At 33.4% G+C, this 23,511-nt stretch carries 24 protein-coding genes and 1 other RNA gene; 9 read left to right on the top strand and 16 right to left on the bottom strand.

Translation table 11 applies throughout. The features are described from left to right. The first annotated feature begins 208 nt into the window (after nt 1–208). A complete protein-coding gene (locus Q4500_RS11155; protein ID WP_303599736.1) occupies nt 209–829 on the top strand; it encodes a hemolysin III family protein in 621 nt (206 codons plus the stop codon). 22 nt (nt 830–851) lie between these two features. Here the strand turns inward: Q4500_RS11155 and Q4500_RS11150 are convergent, their stop codons facing one another. Together Q4500_RS11150 and Q4500_RS11145 are read right to left on the bottom strand one after the other, a co-directional pair. After that, nucleotides 852–1,277 carry a DUF4268 domain-containing protein gene (locus Q4500_RS11150; protein ID WP_303599735.1) on the bottom strand — a complete coding sequence of 142 codons (426 nt, stop codon included), beginning with the start codon at nt 1,275–1,277 and terminating at the stop codon, nt 852–854. Then, nucleotides 1,278–1,949: a ZIP family metal transporter gene (locus Q4500_RS11145; protein WP_303599734.1), complete on the bottom strand. Its 672-nt coding sequence runs from the start codon at nt 1,947–1,949 to the stop codon at nt 1,278–1,280. Between the two features lie 94 nt (nt 1,950–2,043). On the opposite strand from Q4500_RS11145, the gene Q4500_RS11140 reads away from it, so the two are divergent. Then, nucleotides 2,044–3,213 carry a class I SAM-dependent RNA methyltransferase gene (locus Q4500_RS11140; RefSeq protein ID WP_303599733.1) on the top strand — a complete coding sequence of 390 codons (1,170 nt, stop codon included), beginning with the start codon at nt 2,044–2,046 and terminating at the stop codon, nt 3,211–3,213. 221 nt (nt 3,214–3,434) lie between these two features. Here the strand turns inward: Q4500_RS11140 and Q4500_RS11135 are convergent, their stop codons facing one another. The 4 genes from Q4500_RS11135 to Q4500_RS11120 form a co-directional block, all read right to left on the bottom strand. Further along, nucleotides 3,435–4,220, bottom strand: coding sequence for a DUF6048 family protein (locus tag Q4500_RS11135; RefSeq protein WP_303599732.1), 786 nt, complete (start codon nt 4,218–4,220; stop codon nt 3,435–3,437). Next, nucleotides 4,201–4,707 (bottom strand): DUF6452 family protein, encoded by a 507-nt coding sequence (locus Q4500_RS11130; RefSeq protein ID WP_303599731.1) that lies wholly within the window; start codon nt 4,705–4,707, stop codon nt 4,201–4,203. Before Q4500_RS11130 ends, Q4500_RS11135 begins: the two co-directional genes overlap by 20 nt. Nucleotide 4,708: 1 nt before the next feature. Beyond that, nucleotides 4,709–6,121 carry a 23S rRNA (uracil(1939)-C(5))-methyltransferase RlmD gene (gene rlmD, locus Q4500_RS11125; RefSeq protein WP_303599730.1) on the bottom strand — a complete coding sequence of 471 codons (1,413 nt, stop codon included), beginning with the start codon at nt 6,119–6,121 and terminating at the stop codon, nt 4,709–4,711. A 184-nt stretch (nt 6,122–6,305) separates the two neighbouring features. After that, entirely contained in the window at nt 6,306–7,478 is a 1,173-nt protein-coding gene (locus Q4500_RS11120; protein ID WP_303599729.1) for a mechanosensitive ion channel, read from the bottom strand. Between the two features lie 247 nt (nt 7,479–7,725). Between Q4500_RS11120 and rocD the strand changes: the two genes are divergently transcribed. Next, complete coding sequence (rocD, locus tag Q4500_RS11115) at nt 7,726–9,006, top strand: ornithine--oxo-acid transaminase (RefSeq protein WP_303599728.1); 1,281 nt, start codon at nt 7,726–7,728, stop codon at nt 9,004–9,006. 51 nt (nt 9,007–9,057) lie between these two features. Here the strand turns inward: rocD and Q4500_RS11110 are convergent, their stop codons facing one another. Genes Q4500_RS11110 through Q4500_RS11100 form a run of 3 tightly spaced genes read right to left on the bottom strand, consistent with a single transcriptional unit; the run spans nt 9,058 to nt 9,987 of the window. After that, entirely contained in the window at nt 9,058–9,369 is a 312-nt protein-coding gene (locus Q4500_RS11110; protein ID WP_073246047.1) for a CCC motif membrane protein, read from the bottom strand. Continuing rightward, nucleotides 9,370–9,708, bottom strand: coding sequence for a CCC motif membrane protein (locus tag Q4500_RS11105; RefSeq protein WP_303599727.1), 339 nt, complete (start codon nt 9,706–9,708; stop codon nt 9,370–9,372). Between the two features lie 18 nt (nt 9,709–9,726). Continuing rightward, nucleotides 9,727–9,987: a DUF2752 domain-containing protein gene (locus tag Q4500_RS11100; RefSeq protein WP_303599740.1), complete on the bottom strand. Its 261-nt coding sequence runs from the start codon at nt 9,985–9,987 to the stop codon at nt 9,727–9,729. A 104-nt stretch (nt 9,988–10,091) separates the two neighbouring features. Here Q4500_RS11100 and Q4500_RS11095 point away from each other — a divergent pair, with 104 nt between their 5' ends. Then, the gene (locus Q4500_RS11095) at nt 10,092–10,634 is read left to right on the top strand and encodes a Smr/MutS family protein (protein WP_303599726.1); all 543 of its coding nucleotides are present in this window, start codon (nt 10,092–10,094) and stop codon (nt 10,632–10,634) included. A 1-nt stretch (nt 10,635) separates the two neighbouring features. Here the strand turns inward: Q4500_RS11095 and Q4500_RS11090 are convergent, their stop codons facing one another. Then, on the bottom strand, nt 10,636–11,142 hold the full coding sequence (locus Q4500_RS11090; RefSeq protein ID WP_303599725.1) for a hypothetical protein: 507 nt from the start codon (nt 11,140–11,142) through the stop codon (nt 10,636–10,638). A 103-nt stretch (nt 11,143–11,245) separates the two neighbouring features. Between Q4500_RS11090 and Q4500_RS11085 the strand changes: the two genes are divergently transcribed. Next, a complete protein-coding gene (locus Q4500_RS11085; RefSeq protein WP_303599724.1) occupies nt 11,246–12,391 on the top strand; it encodes a cysteine desulfurase family protein in 1,146 nt (381 codons plus the stop codon). Here Q4500_RS11085 and Q4500_RS11080 read toward each other — a convergent pair whose 3' ends face one another. The 3 genes from Q4500_RS11080 to Q4500_RS11070 are packed head-to-tail and all read right to left on the bottom strand — an operon-like array spanning nt 12,392 to nt 17,214. Beyond that, nucleotides 12,392–13,042, bottom strand: coding sequence for a hypothetical protein (locus Q4500_RS11080; RefSeq protein WP_303599723.1), 651 nt, complete (start codon nt 13,040–13,042; stop codon nt 12,392–12,394). It abuts the gene before it with no gap. A 9-nt stretch (nt 13,043–13,051) separates the two neighbouring features. Continuing rightward, a complete protein-coding gene (locus Q4500_RS11075) occupies nt 13,052–15,517 on the bottom strand; it encodes a TonB-dependent receptor (protein ID WP_303599722.1) in 2,466 nt (821 codons plus the stop codon). A 5-nt stretch (nt 15,518–15,522) separates the two neighbouring features. Beyond that, nucleotides 15,523–17,214 carry a M23 family metallopeptidase gene (locus Q4500_RS11070; RefSeq protein WP_303599721.1) on the bottom strand — a complete coding sequence of 564 codons (1,692 nt, stop codon included), beginning with the start codon at nt 17,212–17,214 and terminating at the stop codon, nt 15,523–15,525. 193 nt (nt 17,215–17,407) lie between these two features. On the opposite strand from Q4500_RS11070, the gene Q4500_RS11065 reads away from it, so the two are divergent. The 4 genes from Q4500_RS11065 (at nt 17,408) to rny (ending at nt 19,793) form a co-directional block, all read left to right on the top strand. Next, nucleotides 17,408–17,698, top strand: a complete 291-nt coding sequence (locus Q4500_RS11065) for a hypothetical protein (RefSeq protein WP_299799064.1) — start codon at nt 17,408–17,410, stop codon at nt 17,696–17,698. A gap of 13 nt (nt 17,699–17,711) precedes the next feature. Next, nucleotides 17,712–18,008: a cell division protein ZapA gene (locus Q4500_RS11060; RefSeq protein WP_299325194.1), complete on the top strand. Its 297-nt coding sequence runs from the start codon at nt 17,712–17,714 to the stop codon at nt 18,006–18,008. Between the two features lie 56 nt (nt 18,009–18,064). Next, nucleotides 18,065–18,175, top strand: a non-coding RNA gene (gene ssrS, locus Q4500_RS11055) — 6S RNA. A 49-nt stretch (nt 18,176–18,224) separates the two neighbouring features. Beyond that, the gene (gene rny, locus Q4500_RS11050; RefSeq protein WP_303599720.1) at nt 18,225–19,793 is read left to right on the top strand and encodes a ribonuclease Y; all 1,569 of its coding nucleotides are present in this window, start codon (nt 18,225–18,227) and stop codon (nt 19,791–19,793) included. Between the two features lie 47 nt (nt 19,794–19,840). Here the strand turns inward: rny and Q4500_RS11045 are convergent, their stop codons facing one another. The 3 genes from Q4500_RS11045 to Q4500_RS11035 form a co-directional block, all read right to left on the bottom strand. Further along, nucleotides 19,841–20,161, bottom strand: a complete 321-nt coding sequence (locus tag Q4500_RS11045; RefSeq protein ID WP_303599719.1) for a hypothetical protein — start codon at nt 20,159–20,161, stop codon at nt 19,841–19,843. A 14-nt stretch (nt 20,162–20,175) separates the two neighbouring features. Next, a complete protein-coding gene (locus Q4500_RS11040) occupies nt 20,176–21,387 on the bottom strand; it encodes a GAF domain-containing sensor histidine kinase (protein ID WP_303599718.1) in 1,212 nt (403 codons plus the stop codon). A gap of 103 nt (nt 21,388–21,490) precedes the next feature. Continuing rightward, nucleotides 21,491–23,509, bottom strand: a complete 2,019-nt coding sequence (locus tag Q4500_RS11035) for a DUF349 domain-containing protein (protein ID WP_303599717.1) — start codon at nt 23,507–23,509, stop codon at nt 21,491–21,493. Nucleotides 23,510–23,511 lie beyond the last annotated feature (2 nt).

The following is a 23,511-nucleotide window of genomic DNA, read 5'->3' as shown; positions in this document are numbered from 1 at the left end:
TCAAGTGGGAGAGTAGGTAGCCGCCTTTTTCGAAAGCCCTTTACAGTAATGTAAAGGGCTTTTTTTATACCATAAAATCAAGATTGGGATTAATACTCAAATCTCTTGTTCTATTTTTGTACTAAACTTCATAAGTATAATCATTTAATTGAATGGTTGATTAATCAATTGTTCGATATTTTAAGTACATATTTAAATGTCTTATTTCATGTCATTAGAGAAAGAAGAAAAGTTTAATACCATTTCTCATGGTATAGGTGCATTAATTGCTATTGTAGGTATGGTGTTATTATTTCAGGGAAACAATCATAAGTCTGAATATGCAACCTTGGGAATAGTTATATATAGTTTGTCATTAATAAGCATGTTATCAATATCTACAATATATCATGCAGTCGATAATAAAGTATGGAAACTTAGAATGAGAATTCTAGACCACATAAATATCTATTATTTAATAGCGGGGACGTATACACCTGTTGCTTTAATAACACTTATAAATGGAAATGGATGGTTAATTTTCTTTGCTGTGTGGGGTATTGCTAGTGTTGGGACTATTTTAAAGCTTTTTTTTACAGGTAAATTTGAAATTATTTCATTATTACTTTATCTGGTAATGGGTTGGTTAATAGTATTTGATTTTCAAAACTTAGTAGATAATACTTCTGAATTAGGAATTCAATTGCTGATGTTAGGCGGAGCTTTCTATACTATAGGTATTATATTCTATACGGTAAGAAGAATACCCTACAACCATTTTATTTGGCATCTTTTTGTCCTAGCTGGTGCAATTTGTCATTGGTTTTTTATCTATTTAGACGTTATTTAAGGGGTGTTCGTTGTTTTGTGAACTAAGAATCTATAATATCTTTATATTCTTCGTAAAATGATTCTATTTTATACATAGAAGTATTCAAGAACTGCATGGTTTCTCTCCAAGTGTTTTTATTGTGAATAGAAACATCCTTGATTTGAACGTAAACCCTTGAAATATCTTTTTGGTTATCTAGTATAAAAAAATCTTCATAAATAGCTTCAGGAAGATATTCATCTATTAATATTGATCTTAGAGCTACAAGTTTGTCCCAAACCTTCAAACGTTGTTCTATATCTGAATCTACATCAATGGAAACCATTGCCATTTTTAAATCAAAATGAAACTTAAAGGACAGTCCTTTTACCTTGGTTTTATATAAGGTCCATTTATTTGGAAATGATTTTCCAAAAGCGATCCAAAATTCTTCACGTAATTTTCTAGAGTCTTCTTTACTGAACATTTATAAAAAATATGCGATTGTTATCCCTAGTATAATTACTAGTAACTTTCTTAAATTGAATTTATGACCTTCAGAGCTTTCAAACAATATCACGGTGGAAATATGCAAAAACACTCCTATTACTAAAGCATTTAAATAGACTCCGTACGTGGATAATAAATCAATAGTATGTGATAAATAGGTGCCTAAGGGAGTCATTATGGAAAATAAAACCATAAACAGCCCGGCATGTATTGGCTTAATATTAGAGCCTAAAAGGAAAATACTTAATATAATAGCTATAGGAATCTTGTGAATTAGAATACCATATATGATAGTATCATTAGTGCCTATAGGAAGACCTTCAAGTAGTGAATGGATACAAAGACTGATAAACAGTAACCACGGAAAAGTTTGACTTTCTTTTGATATATGAACATGACCATGTTCAGCTCCTTTAGAGAAGAATTCTAAAAATATTTGAAACAATATCCCTAACATTATAAAAACTCCAATGGACTTTGAATCAATAGTTGAATAAACTTCAGGTAGCATTTCAAAAATTGTAAGCGCTAAAAGAAAAGCGCCACTGAATGCTAGTAAAAGTTTAAAGGATTCATTTTTTTGTGGCTTAGTGATTAAGACAAAAAGAAAACTAATTAGCACTCCCAGAATAGGTAAAATATAAATCATGTAGATGCTGATAAACCTTTTAAAAAAGGAAATAGGTCATTAATTAAACAGGCGTCAAAATTAGCGTATTTTTGCGGTACGAGAAAAGATGAATATGGGTAATAATTTTAAAATGGTCGCTAAGACCTTATTTGGTTTTGAGGAACTACTTTCTAAAGAACTTAGAAATTTAGGAGCTAGTAATGTAGTAGAGGGAACCAGAAATGTATCATTTGAAGGAGATGCTGGTTTTATGTACAAAGCTAATCTGTGTTTAAGAACAGCAATTAAAATTATAAAACCTATACATTCGTTTCGTGTTAGAGATGAAAATGATTTGTACAAGAAAATTTATGCAATGGATTGGACGGAGTATCTTTCTGTCAGTGAAACCTTTGCTATAGATGCTACCGTGAACTCTGAGCAGTTTACACATTCTTTATATGTATCTCAAAAGACCAAAGATGCGATAGTTGATAAATTTAGAGAAACTGATGGTACAAGACCAGATGTAGACGTTAAGGATCCAGATCTTCGTATAAATATTCATATTCATAATAATGAGTGTAATGTTTCGCTAGATAGTTCTGGTTATTCATTACATAAAAGAGGTTACCGTACAGCTACGAATATTGCACCTATAAATGAAGTTTTAGCTTCAGGGTTGTTATTGTTGAGTGGATGGGACGGTCAATCTGACTTTCTAGATCCTATGTGTGGTAGTGGTACAATGTTAACAGAGGCAGCTATGATTGCGTGTAATATACCAGCGAATATTAATAGAAAGAGTTTTGCCTTTGAGAAATGGACAGATTTTGATGCCGATTTATTTGAGAAAATTATTGATTCTAGCTTAAAGAAAACTAGAGAGTTTCATTATAAAATTATTGGGTATGATAAAGCGCCTTCTGCTGTTAGAAAGGCTCAAGACAATATAGAAAATGCAAATCTTGAAGATTATATTACTGTAGAAAGAAAAGACTTTTTCAAAACTGATAAACAAACAGAAGGTACTTTGCATATGTGCTTTAACCCGCCTTATGGAGAACGTTTGGATATTGATTTGGAAAACTTTTATAGTGCTATTGGTGATACTTTAAAACAAGGTTACCCGGGTACCAATGCTTGGTTCATAACCAGTAATCTGCCAGCTTTAAAGTTTGTAGGATTAAGACCTTCTCGAAAAATAAAAGTATTTAACAGCCATTTAGAGTCTCGCTTGGTAAAGTATGAAATGTATGAAGGTAGTAAGAAAGCCAAATATCAAAAAAGAAATGAAGAATGAAGCTAAAACATAAAGTTCTAATATATAATTTTCTAAGTTTCGCAGTGTTGTTTGTTTTATTTCGTTACATTTTATACGTTACTGTAACTATGAATTCTCTTTATTTATCTGCTATCGCCGCTATTAGCGCTTCTTTTTTAGCACCTAAATTTGCTGTAACTAAAATAGACGGTGTGGAGAAAATTGTAATGAAATGGATTTTTATAAAGGGCTTTAAAATTTTATAGGCGTTCTTTTGGTTTTGGTGGACCTTGTGGTTCACTAGATAATTCAGTCTTTTTCTTAATCTTATTTTTCTTTTTATAAAGCGGTAAGAAATATGAAATACTGTAGTTATATCCAATCCCGAAATTACTATCCCAAGTTACTTTGTTAAAACCAGGTACCCAGAGATTTGGAAAGCGTTCGTCTTCTTTTTGACTTAAAATAAGACCTAAGCGAATACTTGCTCCCATATATAAATTAGATACTATTTCAAATTTAGTACCAAAAATGGCTTCTATCCATGTGGCTGAAAGACCTGAGAATTTCTCAGGTACATCAGAACCGTTAGAAAATCCGTCTGGACTCCAGTACCTATTTGTATCGAAGTATTGATAATTATTAAGCGTATTATCGAAAGTACTGAATGCCAATCTACCACCCATATAAATTAAGTTTCGCTCACCGTACCAGTTCGCATAAGTATTTTTGTTTACACCTAATTTTATATAATTACCCGAGGTGGTGAAGTTATATAGGTCTTCTTGTCTCGTTTTCTCTTCTGTACCTAATTCTGCAGCCAAATATAAATTTTGGGTCAATCTATAATCAGCTACTATTTCAAAGCCTTTATAATTGTCATCTAAAGCACCTGTTATAATTCTACTTAAATCAATACCCAAACCTAGGCCATATGACTGTTTGTACTCGACAGTATCTTTTGGGTTTAGATCAATAGGTTTACTTTGACTAAATACCGAACAAGTAATTAATAGGAGTAAAAGATTAATGAAATATCTTGACATGTGTAGAATCTGAGTTAGTGACTAAAGATTGTGTTATTTCGATATCTTGAATCCAATTATCTGAATCTGCTGTTACATTCGCTTGTGTTTCATCATAATTTACTACGAAACCGCATCCGCGTGAAAGAAAGTCTTCAATCCTAGAGTATGAAAAATTAATGGTGTCTAAGTTTCCTGTTTCCGTACCATCTTCAGAATCTGCCGAGTCGCTAATTAATATGAAACTTGTAGTATCTTCATCTGTTTTTAGCGGGATGGATATGGTACTTAAATTACTGCGGTCTGTAACAGTGTTCACGGTTACGTTTTGTCCCACACCAACAACCCTTAAAGTCTTTACTTCTTTTAAGGTTTCCGTGTCATCAATATCATAAAATTCTATGACCAGTAGGGGAGTGTCACCTTCTACGCATATATCATCTTTTTCGCATGATGATGCGAACATAATCCCCAGAAAAATTAATAATCCGATTTGAAATCTCCTCATTTTAAACTTTCTTTTCTAAAAGTACAACATTTTCTACGTGGTGTGTCTGCGGAAACATGTCTACAGGCTGAACTTTGGTAATATCATACATCTCTTTCATTAGTTCTAAATCTCTTGCCTGTGTAGCGCTATTACAGCTTACGTAAACAACTTTTTTAGGTGCAATGTTCAGTATTTGTTGAACTACATCTTTATGCATTCCATCTCGTGGAGGATCGGTAATAATAACATCTGGCACACCATTTTGAGCAATAAACTGTTCGTTGAAAACATTTTTCATATCGCCAACAAAGAAATCAACGTTTTCAATTTCGTTTCGCTCTGCATTTGCCTTGGCATCTAAAATTGCTTCAGGTACCGATTCTATACCTACTACTTTTTTAGCTTTTTTAGAAACGAATTGAGCAATAGTACCTGTACCTGTGTACAAATCATACACCAATTCATCACCTTTTAAATCGGCAAAATTTCTGGTAATTTTATACAACTCGTATGCCTGTTCTGAATTTGTTTGATAAAAGGATTTTGCATTGATCTTGAATTTCAACCCTTCCATTTCCTCAAAAATATGGTCTCTACCAGCAAAACAGATAATTTCTTGATCGTAAATGGTATCGTTCTGTTTTGGGTTGATAACGTATAATAAAGACGTAATTTCTGGGAAAGTTGTCGAAAGATGATTTAAGAGTAATTCTCTTTTCTCTTTATCGTTTTCAAAAAACTGTACCAATATCATAATTTCACCAATAGATGACGTACGTATCATTAATGTACGCAGCATGCCATATTGATTTCTTGGATTAAAAAATGTTAATCCGTTCTCCGTAGCAAATCTTTTGGTTTCTAAACGTATTGCGTTTGATGGGTCTTTTTGCAAGTGACATTTTTTAATGTCCAAAATCTTGTCCCACATGCCTGGTATATGAAAACCTAATGCATTTCTATCTTCAATTTGATTATCAGACTTAACTTCTTCAAGGGTTAACCAACGACTATCAGAAAAAGAAAATTCCATTTTATTTCTGTAGAAGTATTGTTGTTTTGAGCCAAGAATAGGTGTAAGCTCTGGCAAATCTAAATGACCTATTCTTTTTAGATTATTCTCTACTTCTTTTTGCTTGTAAAAAAGTTGGTGCTCATAGCCCATATCTTGCCACTTGCAGCCTCCACAAACATTAAAATGCTGACAAACCGGATCTACTCTTTTATCTGAAAGACTATGAAAGTTGATAGCAGTTCCTTCAAAATATGCTTTTCTTTTTTTTGTAGTTTGTACATCTACCACGTCGCCAGGTACGGTGTTATTTAAGAAAATAACCCTACCATCAGGAGCTTTACCAATAGTTTTACCTTTTGCAGCAGCATCGGTTACCATTACATTTTCAAAAACTACTCGCTTTGTCTTTTTTCGCATGTGGCAAAAGTAAGCATCCGTTGGCATTTATAATAACTATTAAACATAGTAGACCTGTTATATTTAGTTAAAAAAGTTAGTTTAATAAGGTAGTGGAGGAGTGATTTGTTTTATGAAAATAAAAAAGTCCGGAAACCTTTGATTTAAGATTTCCGGACTTTAAAAAGTTAAATAGTTTTTGCTACTATTTAGTTTTATTGAATTTATTTAAAATTCTTTCCATTTGTTTACCCGCAGCTTCTCTACCACCAAGTCCAAATGATAAAGCAATCGTTACAGCAATGGTACCTAATGTAATACCAAAAGCCATATTTATAATTTCATCGCCAATACCCATTGTTTTAAGACCCATTGCCAAGAAAATAGCTAAAATGCACATTCTTACAATTGAAGCAACAAAAAGACTGTTTTCATCTTTAGCCATTGCTTTGTGGGCTGTAGAGGCTATCCAATTTCCTATGATTAAAATTACTAATCCGAAAAGAATATTTCCAGAAACACCTACTAAAGTGTCTAGTACATTGGTAAGTTTTTCAAATTCTAATTTTTCTAATGCAGTGGTAATTCCGAAAAGAACAATGAAAAAGTAAACAACATTACCTAAAAGTTTTGCAAGGTTTGTATTCGACGATAAGCTACTTAAATTCATTCTACTAACAATACCATCTAAATTTAAACTCTCTAATAAGTCTGTAACCAACCCTGCAACAAATTTACCTCCGATAACGAAGATTAAAAGAATAAGTACAGCAACAATTATTTTTGGAATTGCATTAAAGAACTGTTCTAGCATATGAGTCGCTGGTACAGAAATTGCATCCATATTTAAAATATTTAGAGCTGTTATCAATAATGGTATAAATATAAAAATGAAAACAACTTTTTTAAGTATGTTCACTAAATCTAAATTCTCTGGTAGTTTTAATTTAGGTACAAAGCTTTGTATAGTTTCGCCAGAAAGACCAACTAGTTCAGAAACTATGGTAGCTAGCATATAACCGATATAGCCTACTAAACCTGCACCAACTATATTAGGTATGTAATCTGTAAAGCCATTTAATAAATTTTTGACAGGGTCTAATACACTAGTCATGCCCAATTTTTCTAAAGCTAGCATGAAAACAAAAATCATGATAAAGAAGTATACAAGTTTTCCTATAAAGGAAGAAAGTACAACTTTGCCCGAGCCTAGTTTACTATCGATATTGGTTCGTTTAATTAATTTGGTAATAAGCCTTTTTAGAAATCCGGCAATAAACCATCCTATAAGAAGGATTAGTATTGCGCCGATTGTGGTGGGTAAAAAATCGCCGACTGAATTTGAAAGGCTAGACATCATGTTCTCTAAATAATTCATAGTGTTCTTTTTATAATAAATTGGTTCTATGTATTAGGACACAAATTTTTGTTAAAGGTCACATTTTATCGTAGTTCATAGGTTCTTTTAGGTTTTATAGTGGTTCAAAAAAAATATTTATTATGTTTGTAATTCTACAGGATGATTTCTCTCCCACGCTGAATTTTCGCCCCGATAACTTTTCGGGATTTGAAAGGAAAAAGGTATAGAAGGAATTGCTAAAGTTTTATTTAAAGTAATTTTTATCATGTCAATTTTAGAAAACATCACTTCTAAGGATGCTATTGCATTAGAAGAAAAACACGGTGCTCACAATTATCACCCATTACCTGTTGTATTAAGTAAAGGGGAAGGTGTTCATGTCTGGGATGTAGAAGGAAAAAAATATTATGATTTTCTTTCTGCATACTCTGCCGTAAATCAAGGGCATTGTCACCCCAAAATTGTAAATGCTATGACAGAACAAGCAAAAACATTGTCTTTGACTTCTAGAGCATTTTACAATGATATGTTGGGTAAGTATGAGAAATATGCAACAGAGACTTTTCATTTTGATAAGTTGTTACCTATGAATACAGGTGCAGAAGCTGTAGAAACAGCTTTGAAAATTTGTAGAAAATGGGCGTATGAAGAAAAAGGTATTGCAGAGAACAATGCTGAAATAATTGTTTGCGAGAATAATTTTCACGGTCGTACGACAACTATAATTTCTTTTTCAAATGATCCAGTTGCTCGTAAGAACTTTGGTCCATATACTGACGGATTCATTAAAATAGAGTACGATAATCTATCTGCTCTAGAAGATGTTTTAAAATCAAATTCGAATATCGCTGGCTTTTTAGTGGAACCTATTCAAGGTGAAGCAGGAGTTTATGTACCTTCTGAAGGTTATTTAAGCGGAGCTAAAGCATTATGTGAAAAGTATAACGTATTGTTTATTGCAGATGAAGTACAAACAGGTATTGCAAGAACAGGTCGTCTACTAGCAACTTGTGGTAATTGTTCTTGTTCTGATAAGCATTGTAGTGGTACACCTGAGATTAAACCTGATATTTTAATATTAGGCAAAGCATTGTCTGGTGGTGCTTACCCGGTTTCTGCGGTTTTGGCGAATGATGCCATTATGAATGTGATACGACCAGGAAACCATGGTAGTACTTTTGGGGGTAATCCAATTGCTGCAGCTGTTGGAATGGCTGCTTTAGAAGTTGTAAAAGACGAGAAGCTTGCAGAAAATGCTTTTGAATTGGGTGAGCTTTTTAGAGCAGAGCTAAATAAATTTATACCGACTACAGATTTGGTAAATAGTGTTCGTGGTAAAGGCCTTTTAAATGCAATACTTATTAATGACAGTGAAGATAGTTCTACTGCATGGGATATTTGTATGGCGTTAAAAGAAAACGGATTATTAGCAAAACCAACGCACGGTAATATTATAAGATTTGCGCCACCATTGGTGATGACAAAAGAACAGCTTTTAGATTGTGTTTCTATTATTATAAAAACACTGAAAGAGTTTAAAAACTAGGAATAAAAAATCCCCGATGTAAATCGGGGATTTTTTTTGATTATTATTTTCTTATTGAAAATCGGCGGTCATAAAGAAAGCCATTATCAATCCGAAGTAAAGAATACAAAATACTAAATATATTAGGGCTAAAGCTAGACCTACATAAGAGAGAATTCTTCCCGTACTAATATTTTCATATCCTCTATAATTACCAGGATTAGCCTCATAATGTCTCTTTGCTGTTTTAGCATTGCTTAAACCAATAAAACTGAATATGGCACCGAAAGGACCACAGCAGAATAACGTTAGTACAATAGATAAAATGCCAAAAGTTAATGCATTGCTAGAACCTGGTATTTGTTGGTATTCTGAATTGTTCATTTATTCCATTGGTATTCCAAGCTGTTCGTAAATTTCAGAGGTTTGCTCCATATATGCATCCCAACCGCCCATAGAAACTATTGAGTAAACTGTCCATAAAAGCGATATAGCTCCTATAACAAGTCCTATAATAGCTACAGTCTTAGTTGTTTTAAGGGTGCTGAAATTAGAATATTCTTGTGGATTTTCTTGATAAGTTTTTGTGTCTTTGTTTACTAAGAATAATGCAATACCAGACATAAGTATACCTCCGATACCAGCGCTTAAACAGCAGCATAGAAAAGAGATAATACTAAGTATAAGAGCAATTGTTACATTGGGTAATTTTTGTTGTTCCATAATTTAAAGGTTTAGTTATTAGATGAATTTTAATATATAATTGGTTAATATAAAACCTACGGTGCTAACCATAAGCGTAATTGTAATTGTGTTCGAATGTTTAATTGGGTACAGCTTATTAAGTCCTAAAAAGGCAAAAAGCAACAACATTGGGTAGATAGCTGGGTACATTAAAAAAGCTGAAATAAACTCGCCCTTTATTAAAAATAATAGTGAACGCTGTAACCCACAGCCAGGGCAATCTACCCCTAATAACTGTTTAGTAAAACAGGGTAGCATGAAACTTTCTAATCCCAGAAAAATAATTAATGCCTTAACACGCATCTGTAAATAAATTAATAGTTCGAAAATTACCATTATTTTTGTGTATTCAAAACAAAAACATGTCTCATTTTAATATTGGCGATACCGTAGAAACAATTGATGATGTCATTAAAGGCGTTGTTGAATCTATTAATGGTACTAATATTACAATGTTAAGTGACGATGGTTTTCCATTAACATTTGCAGCTCATGAACTCGTTTTAATTGCTGATGATATTAGAGTTTCTAATTATGAAGTTGCTCAGATTAAAAAGGAAAAAGAAATACCCAAGCGTAGAAAGGCAACAGTATTAGGGGCTAAAGAGCGTACAGCGCCCAAAATGGAAGTTGATTTGCATATCAATCAACTAATGAAAAATCCTAAATCGGTAAGTAAGTATGATATGCTCAACCTGCAGTTAGATACTGCCAAACGTCAGTTAGATTTTGCTATCAGTAAACGAATACAAAAAATTGTATTTATACATGGAGTAGGTGAGGGCGTATTAAAAGAAGAATTAGGTTATCTATTTCGAAAGTACGACAACGTTAAATATTACGATGCCGATTATCAAAAATATGGATTAGGGGCAACCGAGGTCTATATTTTTCAGAATTTTTAAATTACTCTATACTTGTAGTTACAGTACCAAACTCACTTATTTGTAAATCTGTAATTCTACTGCCGTTTTCATTTAAAAAAGTAATGCCACTTAGTTGAATGGTATGGCTATATGTAATACTGTCTTCAGTAGTGGTCGTTACAAAAACACTACCTGCCTCTGCCTCAATTTCTTTTAAAACAGTTGGTGTAAGTGGTGGTGGTGAATCACAAAAATAACTACTGCTAACGGTCTCAGAGAAAATACGATAGGTAATTTGAGAACTTCCAGGAACTAGACTTTCAATTTCAGTAGTTGAAACTTCATTTTTTAACAGTTCACTAGGAAGATTTAATATTAATGCTTCGTCGTCGTTTATTTTGAACAATACATTTTCGGTCGTGGCAGAAACATCATTACAACTTTGGACTGTTTCTATACTATCAAAATCTACGGTTTCTATTTGTAGGTCACCATCGTTACATCCAAAGAACAAAATCGAACAACCAATTAAGAGGTATTTTTTCATAATTCAAATTTAATTTAAAAATTGGAAATCTGTCTCTAGCATCACTGTCAATTATGGGTTAATTAACTATTTTTGTTCATTATTTATTTAAGAGTAGGCTTATATGAAACATGTATATTTAGATAATGCAGCCACTACGCAAATTCACCCTAAGGTTATTGCAAAAATGCAAGATGCATTAGGCACTTATGGTAACCCTTCTTCTACCCATAGTTTTGGTAGAACAGCAAAGACAGCCATTGAAAGTGCGCGTAAAACTATTGCTAAGTATATTAATGCACAACCTTCAGAAATTATTTTCACCTCTGGTGGTACCGAGGCAGATAATATGATTATTAGATGTGCCGTTCGAGATTTAGATGTAAAAACTATTATTACTACTAGAATTGAGCACCATGCAGTTTTACATACTGTAGAAGAATTAGAGCAAAAGGGCTTAATTCAATTATTATATGTGGATTTAGATGTATTTGGTAATCCTGATATAGCGCATCTAGAAACTCTTTTACAGAAAGACGATTCTAAGAAGATGGTCAGCTTAATGCATATAAACAATGAAATAGGGAATAAAATAGACTTAGAAGAGATTACATTGTTGTCGAAGAAATACGGAGCTTTAGTGCATTCTGATACCGTACAATCTCTCGGACATTATAATTGGGATGTAAAAGAATTTCCTATCGATTTCTTAGCAGCTGCAGCACATAAATTTCATGGACCTAAAGGAATTGGTTTTGCTTTTATTCGTAAGAATTCTGGATTAAGCTGTATGATATCTGGCGGTTCTCAAGAACGCGGACTTAGAGCTGGTACCGAGTCTTTTCATAATATAGTAGGTCTAGAAGAAGCTTTTATACATGCTTACGAGAATTTAGATGAAGACAAGAAATTTGTTGAGGGATTAAAATCTTACTTTATAGAGCAGGTTAATAGAGAAATACCCGGGGTGAAATTTAATGGACATTCGGGTGATTTAGAGAATAGTACATATACTTTGGTGAATGTTTGTTTACCTATTTCTGAAGCTAAGTCAATGCTACTTTTATTCAATTTAGATATGAAAGGCATTGCGTGTTCTAAAGGTAGTGCATGCCAGTCTGGTAGCGATGCAGGTTCTCATGTGCTTACACAAATGTTATCTGCAGAAGATATGAAAAAGCCGTCTGTACGCTTTTCATTTTCTACGTATAATACCAAAGAAGAAATCGATTATACTATTGGTGTTTTAAAAAATATTATAGAGGCGTAATTAATTTTTACGGTCGCGTTTACGTTCTCTTTCATAGGGAAATTTTCTAATAGCTAATTTCATCATTCGGTCAATTAGGTCGGTGGTGTTTTTGCCAGTCTTCTTATTGATTTCCTTTTCATATTTCCATAGTAATTTACCAGAATCACCATCGCTTATTTTAATACCAATACGACCATAATTAGCACCACCAGAGAAATAGTCGGTAAAACTGAATTCTGTAGGTACACCGTTTGATAGTAGTATGTTCAAATCTAAAGTACCACTGATAATACCATCTACTCCTAAAATTTCACTTAGCTCTTTGGTGGTATAAACATCTATATTGTCATAGCTAATATTTTTCTTAGCTAGTATAGCAGCCGTATTTTCAATGTTTTGAAACGTTACCGGTAACTTTTTCTTTTTACTTCGTTTAGAGAAATACGTCTCTAAGGCATTTTGTACAGCATAACCTTCGTTCTCTTCTAATCTTTTTTGTTCAGATTTAGAGATTTTTTCATTCAAGTCTAAATTGGTCAAGAAAGGTATAATGGCTAAAATATTATGATCAGCGCTTAAGTTATCAAAACTCGGACTTTCATAAATGTTTTTCTGAGCCATAACGGCGAAAGAAGAAATAAGTGCTAGTAAGAAAAGTATTCTTTTCATCTGTAATGTTTAAAGGCGTAATCCTAATTTTAAATTTAATACTCTAGAGGTAAGGTAATTTGGTACAGCATATTCATTTTTGCTATCTGCATCTCTCACCCAAGTATTGGTAATTGAATTTTGATTGTTGAATAAATTGAAAATTTCAAAACCTAAACTCAATTCTTTAAAATTATGAAGCCAATGTGTTCTTGAAAATTGTTTATCCTTATTTGCAAAAATATAGGAAATTCCTAAATCTGCACGTTTATAATCTCTTATTCTATTCTGAAAAATGTAGGGGTCTGCATAACTGGGCGAACCACCAGGCACACCCGTTTGATAAACTAAATTTAAATACATTTTTACATCTGGTATTGTAGGTATGTAATCTTGAAAAAGAATAGCGAATTTTACGCGTTGATCTGTAGGTCTAGGAATGTATCCTCTATTATTTCTATTCTCTTCAGTTTTCAAGTACCCTAGGCTTACCCAAGATTCTGTGCCAGGTACAAAGGCACCGTTTAATCTAACTTCTGCACCATAGACATAAGCTTCTGCATCATTATTAGCAGCATAACGAATGCGAACATCTTCTAAGGTATATGGATTTACATTTTCTAGTTTCTTGTAGTATGCTTCGCTTATTAGTGTAAAAGGTCTATCCCAGAGCAGAAAACTATACTCATTTCCCGCAACGAGATGAAAAGCTTTTTGTGCCTTTACGTTGGGTTGTATAGTACCTGTGTTATCACGTAATTCTCGATAAAAAGGAGGTTGATGATAAACTCCGGCAGATAGTCGAAAAAGCATATCCTTATCCCATTCGGGCTTTATAGCGAATTGTGCACGTGGACTAAATACGGTTTGTGATACTTTTTCTACGCCAGTACCGCTCACCGTCCAATGATGAGAGCGAACACCAATATTATAGTATACATCTGCATTTTCCCATGTTTTTTGGGCGCCCAATTGAACAAAGCCAGAAAACCGATTCGTTTTTACAAAGTTTAGAGCATTTAAGCTACTATAGGCTTCTAATGGAGCATCAAAGGGTTCAGAAGGCTGATTATTTATAAATTCAGGGCGAGGTGGTCTTATGGAGAATCCGGCGGAGTCAATAAACTCAGATTCTCGCAACTGATCTCGTATGTCTTCATGGGTATATTTTGCCCCCCATTCCAATACAGCATTATTTATGGTGTGAGAACCTTTGTGTTCTAAATTGAAGATTAGTGCATCTAAATCATTTCTTGTTCGATTGAATTGAGAGCCTATTCCGCGAGATGTTAATACCTCGCCAGCCGTTTCGCTCCCTAAATTGTTATCAACATCACCAAGCTCATAGGCTGCTACAACATCTGAATATTCTTCTTCAACAGTATGGTAAATAGAAGTTATAAGTTTTAATGTGGTCTTCTCATTTAAAAAATAACTGCCTTTTACAGCTCCTAAAGCGGTAGTGTATTTGTTGTTTTCTTGTCCTTCATAATATACTATTAATGCCTGTGGATTGTCTATGGTGCCAAAATTAGTCTGTCTATTTAGCGGTTCATTTTTATAATCGTTGACAGCTAAATTGCCTAGAAAATTAAGTTGAAACTTAGGTGAAAAGCGGTACGTCAAATAACTTTGTACATCTGTAAATGCCGGATTAAAATTGCTTTGCGTTTGCTGACTGTTAACCAAAAGGGAGTTATTTCTATAACGAACACCAGATACCGAGCTGAGTTTTTGGTTTTTAGAAACCGTTTCTAAGCTAGCACTTGCCCCAAGAAAACTTACATCTGCCCGAAGAGAAAATAGGGTAGGGGTCTTATATTTAATATCTAATACGGAAGCTAGCTTGTCGCCATACTTCGCTTGAAAACCACCGGCTGAAAACTTGACATTCTGTACTAGGTCGCTATTTACAAAGCTTAAACCTTCTTGTTGTGCTGAACGAATTAAAAATGGTCTGTACACTTCTATTTCGTTTACATATACCAAATTTTCATCGTAGTTACCACCACGTACAGCATATTGTGTACTTAATTCGTTGTTAGAAGATACACCGGGTAATAGCTTCAATATTGTTTCTACTCCGGAATTTGCACCTGGTATCTTTCTGATTTTTTCTGGGGATATGTTTAAAATATTGCTGACTTCTTTTTCGCCAGTGGCAGAAACGGTAACTCCGTCTATCTGGGTAACATCACTTTTTAAAACAGGATTGAACTCAAATGTTTCATTCGTGTTTAATATGATATTTTCCAAAACAACATCTAAATAAGCAATATGAGAGAAAACTATAGTGTTCTCTTCATCTGAGGTAATCTCTAAAATGTAAAAACCGTCAGAATTTGTTGTGGTACCTAAGCCTTTACTCGTAATATTTACATTTGGTAAGGGCTCATTACCTTCTCCTAGTACTACACCTGAAATAGTAGCGTTCTGTGCAAAACCAATGGCGCTGCACAGCAGTAGTATCAGGCTTAGAACGTTAGGTAGTTTCAAATGTGTTATTTTCTATAAAAAGAGGTGGTTAGGGTATTGGTATTCCCTACATTATCTGTAACGGTAACTTCAAGAACACATTGCGTTTGGTCTGCAATCTTATCATCAAAATTATAGGTCAAGGTACTGCGTTTAGGTTCGTATTCCATCAAAATCCATTCGCCATTTAAGGTAGCAGAATATTTATCTACACCACTTAAGTCATCAGCTATCTGTACACTCAGATATTTATAATTGTTTAACCATTGCTTGTCTTTAAAATTCTTTGTTCTAATAGTGGGTGCAACAGAATCTTTAGCTAAAGTGTATGTACCTAGATTACGTGTTCGTGTTGTAAATTCATTGCCACGTTTATAGGTGTTCGCATGGTTTGGTCTAAGTTTAGAATCTAACCTAGCTATGAATAATTGTTTTTGTTCTTCTTTTGTATATTTAGAAACATCAAAAGTTATCGTGAAATTTCTATGTGCCGGTACTGTGTTACGATGAATGGTTACGGTGTCTTTTCCCTTCTCCAAATCGATGTAAAAATCTTCATAAAAAGTATTTGTCGGAAAATAAACTTTCGCACCACCTAAATCAAAATTATTAGGTTTTTTTGAAATCACGTAATTGTCGGTTTTCGCTATTACTTTTTTGTTGCCCAATAAATTCTTTACGCCTTCAATAGGTATATGAAGCTCTACCTTATTACCAGCGTAATCTTTGATCAATAATTTGGCAGTATAACTTAAACCTTCGTTTATTTTTATTTTACCGTCATTATATAAATCTTTATAAATACTCAGGTTATTACCCGGTGATTTAAAACTTTTCTGAATTTTTTGTCTATTTCTACCATAATAATCATAGTCAACGAGCGTATTTATATATCTAGTCTCACCAAAAGAAAATGACTCAAAATCATATAATGAATATATTTTTCCATTTACACTAAGTTCAACACTATATACTCCGTTTTTATTAGCGGCCATATCTAGCCTATCAAAACCAATAAAACCAACTCCAATATCACCTAGCGCGGTAACTTTATCCGCTAAAAATGAACCATCAGTCTGTTTACTAAAATTTATTTGTGTTCTTTCATAGTTATTATTGATATGAGATTTATCTGTCAACGGATAAACAAATAATTTTTCTAGTATAGGATTTGTAGCATCGGCAACATCTAAACCATACATTAAAGGGTTGGTCGGTTTTTCAGAAATACTACTTCTAATTTCAAAATGTAAATGCGGACCAGCAGAACCACCTGTATTACCGCTATATGCAATTAATTCACCTTTTGATACCTTCAATTCTCCATAATCAGGAAAAACCTCTACTTCAAACGATTTTTTATTGTATTGTAATTTTTTGATATAAGCTTCAATAGTAGGTGAGAACTTCTGAAGATGACCATAAACCGAAGTATAGCCATTTGGGTGAGCTATGTAAAGAACTTTACCGTAGCCCCAAAGAGAAACCTTAATACGGGTAATGGTGCCATCGCCAATAGCATTTATTGGAATACCTTCTCGCTGCTGTGTTTTGATATCAACACCAGAATGAAAGTGGTTAGAACGTAGCTCGCCAAAAGTACCCGCTAAAATAATGGGGATGTCCATTGGTGGTCCAAAAGCATCTTTCGGATAATTTTCTTGAGCGAATAGACTAAAACAAAATAATAATAAAAGACCAAGGGATATTTTTTTCATAGGTAGATAGCAATAGTGCGAAAATAATTAATCAATAACAATTCGGTGAAGTTGAGGACGCTAAAATTATTATAAAGAGTTTATTGTAATGTATTCTGAAATTTAGAACGACAGTTTTACGAATATTTCATAAAACTATTGCTAAGTCATATAATGTATGTTAACTTTGTGTAAATCGCATTGATTGTAATGTATGGGCGAGTTAATTAAAATTGTTGATTCTTTAGAAAATAAAATTAGCAAATTGTTGCATAAACTTGAGGTTTTAAACAATGCTAATATTGAATTGGAAAAAGAATTAATGAATATAAAATCTTCACAAGAAAATGCCAGTAAAACGGTGTCTGAATGGGAAGAGAAATATAATTCACTCAAACTTGCAAATTCAATGCTTGGCAGTAATACAAATAAAACAGAAGCTAAGCTTAAAATAAATACATTAATACGAGAGTTGGACCATTGTATAGCTCAATTGTCGGAGTAATGTTTATAATAATATGTCAGAAAAGCTCAAAATAAAACTTTCTATTGCTGATAGGGTCTACCCATTGACTATTGACCCTGCTCAGGAAGAAGGCTTGCGTAAAGCGGCTAAGAATATAGAACAGTTGGCTAAAAAATTTGAGAAGAACTATGCAGTTAGAGACAAACAAGATGTTTTGGCCATGTGTGCCTTACAATTTGCGTCTAAAATTGAACAAAATGGCATAGAGCAAACAGAAGGTACCAAAGAAGCTGAAGAGCGTTTACAAGCGCTAGAAGATTTGGTAACATCTAAATTAGCTTTGAAATAAAAACGTTCTTTTAAATACATTAAGTTACTGCCCACATTGGTAATACCTTTTGACAAACTCAACATTTATTTTTTTTAAAAAGGGTGAGTTTAGATTGTAAAAGCAAGCCCTACTTGTATAGGGATCCTTGATCAGTCTGTTAGCCCTAAACCTGTTTACCGGAGTTTGATCAAAACTTCTCCAATGTGGGCTTTTTTTTTATTAATAAATTACACTATGGATAGTACAATGATAATTATTGCCGCAATAGTTGGGCTGGCAATCGGTTTTGCAATAGCAAAATTTTTGGAAAAAGGGAAAGCCTCTAAAACCATAATAAACGCAAAAAAAGACGCTGACCGCATATTAAAAGATGCAAATGCAGAGGGAGAGAGTGTCAAGAAAGAAAAGATTTTACAAGCGAAAGAGAAGTTTTTAGAATTAAAAGCTGAGCATGAGAAGGTTATTAATAGTAAAGACAGAAAGATAAATGAAGCAGAGAAGCGTACTAGAGATAAGGAGTCTCAAGTGAGTAGTGAACTTGCCAAAAACAAGAACATGAACTCTCAGTTAGATAATAAACTGAAAGACGTAGAGCAGAAAAAAGAACTTTTTGACAAACGTCATGAGGAGTTGGATAAAATGCATAAAAGCCAAATTCAACAATTAGAAGTTATTTCTGGTCTTTCTGCAGATGAAGCTAAAAATCAATTAGTACAAAGTTTGAAAGAAACGGCTAAGACTGATGCTATGGCTTACATTCAATCTACTGTTGAAGAATCTAAACTTACAGCACAACAAGAAGCACGTAAAATTATAATTAACACCATACAGAGAATTGGTACAGAAGAAGCAGTAGAGAACTGTGTTTCTGTATTTAATATTGAATCTGATGATGTTAAAGGTAGAATCATTGGTAGAGAAGGTAGAAATATTAGAGCTTTAGAAGCTGCTACTGGTGTTGAGATTATTGTTGATGATACGCCAGAAGCTATTATACTTTCTTGTTTCGATTCTGTTAGAAGAGAGGTTGCAAGACTTTCGCTTCATAAGCTAGTGACGGATGGTAGAATTCACCCTGCAAGAATTGAAGAGATTGTTAAGAAGACCGAAAAACAAATAGAGACAGAAATCGTTGAAATAGGTAAACGTACTGTTATCGACTTAGGTATTCATGGTTTACACCCAGAGTTAATACGTGCAGTTGGTAGAATGAAGTATAGATCTTCTTACGGCCAAAACCTATTACAACACTCTAGAGAAGTTGCTAAACTTTGTGGTGTTATGGCTGCTGAGTTAGGATTGAATCCTAAAATCGCCAAACGTGCAGGACTTTTACATGATATAGGTAAAGTGCCGAATACTGAAAATGAAATTGAAACACCACACGCTATCTTAGGTATGCAGTGGGCCGAGAAGTTTGGTGAAAAACCAGAGGTATGTAATGCCATCGGTGCTCACCACGATGAAATTGAAATGAAAACTTTAATTGCACCTATCGTACAGGTTTGTGATGCCATTAGTGGTGCAAGACCAGGAGCAAGAAGACAGGTGTTAGATTCTTATATTCAGCGTTTAAAAGATCTTGAAGAGGTTGCGTTTGGTTTTAGTGGTGTACAGAAGGCTTACGCTATTCAAGCGGGTAGAGAGCTTCGTGTAATCGTTGAGAGCGAGAAGGTTAATGATGATAGAGCTGCTCAATTATCTTTTGAGATTTCTCAGAAAATACAGACGGATATGACTTATCCTGGTCAGGTGAAAGTTACTGTAATACGTGAGACAAGAGCTGTCAATGTAGCGAAGTAATTTTAATTAACAGTATAAAAAAAAGCCTCTATTTATAGAGGCTTTTTTTATGTCTTATCCAGAGAACTAATCCATTTTAATAACTTTTTTTCTTCTAAACTTGATAAGTTGTTCTTTCTGCCTTTCGGCATCTTCTTCTTTATAAAAACTTGATATTCTATTGCTTTAGCTAAGCCATCCATATTTTGTAATGAAAAGATGGTTCTGTTCTTTTTTACGGAATGACAAAAATTACATTTTGTATGCAACACTAAATAAGCGCCTTGTTTCGTCGTATTAGTTTGAGGTTCTAATACTTGTTGTTCGTTAATAGATGGTTGAGAAATGAAATTGGTAATTACTGAAACAATCCAAATTACTGATTTCATATACTAACTAACATTTAGGAAAGATTTTTGGAAACCGTAAAACTAAAATGTACACCTTCTTTATTGTCTTTACGTTTGCCTAAAGTAATGCTACCTCCAAGTTTTTCTATGAGCTCTTTTATTGTTGTCAATCCAATACCGGTATTTTTAGTGTCATCTGTACCTAGCTTTTCGAATAAGACGAAAACCTTTTCCCAGTATTTTTCAGGTATTCCTGGACCGTTATCTTCAAAAGTGAAAGAATAAAAGTTTTGATCTTCACTGAATGATACGTTTATTTCAATGTCTGATTTATCAGTAAACTTAATACTGTTAGATATTAAATCTCTAAATATTTGGTCAAAACTATTTAAAGAATGCTTTATGTTGTGATCACAATTTTCTAAATTTAATTGTACTGTATCGTGATCAGATTGTGTGTTGAGCACATGCTGTAATTCTTTTGAAACATTAAAGTTTTCAACTTTTATATCTGCATTGGTTATAGCGTTGTAATTGATAATCCCATTAATTAAAGATTCCATATATTCAACTCTATTGTCTATAATACCTAAGTAATTCGGTATTTCAGTATCCTTAAAGAATTCGGTGTAATCCTCTTTAATAAACCCAACAACAGAACTAATCCCTAATAATGGGGTTTTCATATCATGTGCCATTCGATATGATAACTGTTTTAGTTGATTATTCTTTATTCGTAATTCTTCATTTACAATCTTTTCCTTAATATGTTGTCTTCGAAGTTCTAATTGAGCCATAACTTGATCGGCTAAGTCTTTTAAAGAAGCTTGTTGACGCTCTGTAAATTCAGCTCGCGGTTTAGTATCTATAACGCATAAAGTGCCTATAGATTCACCATCTTTTGTATTTAATGGGGCACCGGCATAAAACTGAACTGAAGGTCCGCCTGTTACTAAGGGGTTGTCAGAAAAGCGCTCATCTTTACTGGCATCATGTACCAATAATAAAGAATCGGGTGTATTAATCGCGTGCGCACAAAAAGCTAAATCTCTAGGGGTTTCGGTAGCATCTAAACCATGATGAGATTTAAACCATTGCCTACCTTCATCAACTAATGAAACTAATGCCATAGGTGTATTGCAGATATCAGCTGCAATACGGGTTATGGCATCGTATTCTTTTTCTTCTAGTGTGTCAAGAATATTAAAGCTTTTTAGTGCTTCTAATCGTTGTTGTTCGTTATTAGGTATTTCTGGCTTAACCATATATTAGATATAACTAATCGCTACCCTTATAAGTAGGTTAATTCTTACACATATAACGTTCAAATCATATAAATGTTATAGGTGTTTCAATATTTAAAAATACTTATTCTTCGGTTGTAGGCTCTTCTGTTTCTTCAACCTCTTCGTCTTCTTTAAGAAGTGTATTTTTTAAGATGTTTAATTTTTTCAATTTAGCTTTCCAAGCAGCCAATGATTCTTTGTGTTGGTTGACTCTTTTGATAACGTCTTGTACTAACGGATTAGTTTCAGAGGCGTTAGAGAAAAACTGTAAGTTATTTTCTAACTGTCTAATTTCGTCGTTGCTTTCATCTATCTTTTTTCTGATAAATGCACGTTCATTCTGTATAGCACGTTCTTGATTGTCGTTATTGCTAAGTTGCTGAATCTTGTTGCCATATTTCAACAGTTCAGATTCTTGTTTGCTAACACCACATTTTTGATAAAGGGCATCTATAATTTTATCGAACTTCTGATTGATGTTTTTCTTTTTGAAAGGAACTCTTCCATAAGTTTTCCATTCTTCAGAAAATTTCTCGATTGCCTCTAGATCTTTAGCTTTGTCGCCGCTTAATTCAAATGCCTTAAGACGGTCAAGGAATTCATCTTTTAGTTTAAAATTAGCTTCCTCTTCTTTAAATGCATCACTTTTAAGTGCATTTAATCGGTCAAAGTAGTGATTGCAGGCAGTTTTAAAATCTTTCCATAATTTGTCGGAATACTTTCTAGGAACATGCCCAATTTTTTTCCACTGACCTTGTATACGCTTCATTTCTGCAGTAGTGGCGTCAAAATCGTCACTATCCTTTATTGAAACTGCAATTTCTAGTAAAGCTCTTTTTTTGTCTAAATTCTCTTGTTGGTCTTTTTTAAGGTTCTTGTAAAAGGCATTTTTATTTTGATTGAACATACGTACTGCTCCCTTAAAACTGTTCCAAGTTTTAGAATTTACTTTTTGTGGTACTTGACCTGCTTTGAAAAAGGCTTCTCTAAGTTCCTCTAATTTTTTTATCTGTTGCTGTAGCGTACCATGATTGCTAGATACATTTTCACTGAGTGCACTTATTTCGGCAATAATTGCATGTTTACGTTCTAAATTTTCTTCTTTAATTTTATCAAGATTCTTAAAATAATCTTGTCTTCTTTCATGAATAATTTTTGTAGCCGCACTAAAACGATCCCAGATTTCTTCTCTATGATCTTTACCAACCGGACCCAAATCTTCTTTCCAGATTTTGTGTAAAACCTGTAATTCTCTAAAGGCTCTATTTAAATCTGGTTCTTTTGAAAGCTCTTCGGCTCTAGCAACTATTTTACCTTTTTCTTCAAGGTTATGCTTAAAATCTAAATCTCTTAAGTCTCTGTTAATATTTAAAAAATCATAGAAAATTTCAATGTGGTGGTGGTATGTTTTCCAAACATTGTTATAATCTGCACGTGGTATAGCCCCAGCATGGCGCCATTTAGCTTGTATGTCTTTGAAATTGTTATACGTAGTATTTATATCTTCTTCAACATTAACCAAGGCTTTTAGCTGTTCAATAAGATCTAATCTATAGGCAAGATTTTCTTTATGACTTTTTTCTAAGCTTTTATAATGTTGGTTACGCTTGTCTCTGTATTCTGAGTATACTTCGTTGAATTGTTGTTTATCTACAGAATTATATCTGAAATCAATTTCATTACCGCCATTAGCAATAAATTCTTCTTTTTTTTCTTCTAAAAACTCATCAAATTTCTGATTGAATTGGTCTTTAATAGTGTCAACATGTTTTCTTATAGCTTGAACTTTTTCGTTCTTCACCAAGCGTTGTAATTCACCTACCAAATTTTCCATGCTCATTTCATGGTAATTTGGCATAGGTATTTCATGTCTTTTTTCGGTATCGGTATCTTCCGCGTCTTCAGCATTAGAATCGTCAATCTCATTCATTACATCAGTTTCTTCTTTAGCTTCTTTAGCATCAGTTGAAGGTTCTGCTGGTAATTCTGTTGATTCTTCAGTAGTATTAACCGTTTCCTCTGCTATATTTTCAGCAGATTCTATTACAGTATTTTCCTCTATTGAATTCTCTGGTAATTGTTGTTCTTTATCCTCAGACATAT

Origin of the sequence: Maribacter sp. 1_MG-2023 (assembly GCF_030547005.1) — a bacterium.
Classification (GTDB): domain Bacteria; phylum Bacteroidota; class Bacteroidia; order Flavobacteriales; family Flavobacteriaceae; genus Maribacter.
The sequence above is the reverse complement of the archived record's forward strand: the minus strand, read 5'-3'. Positions and strand labels throughout refer to the sequence as shown.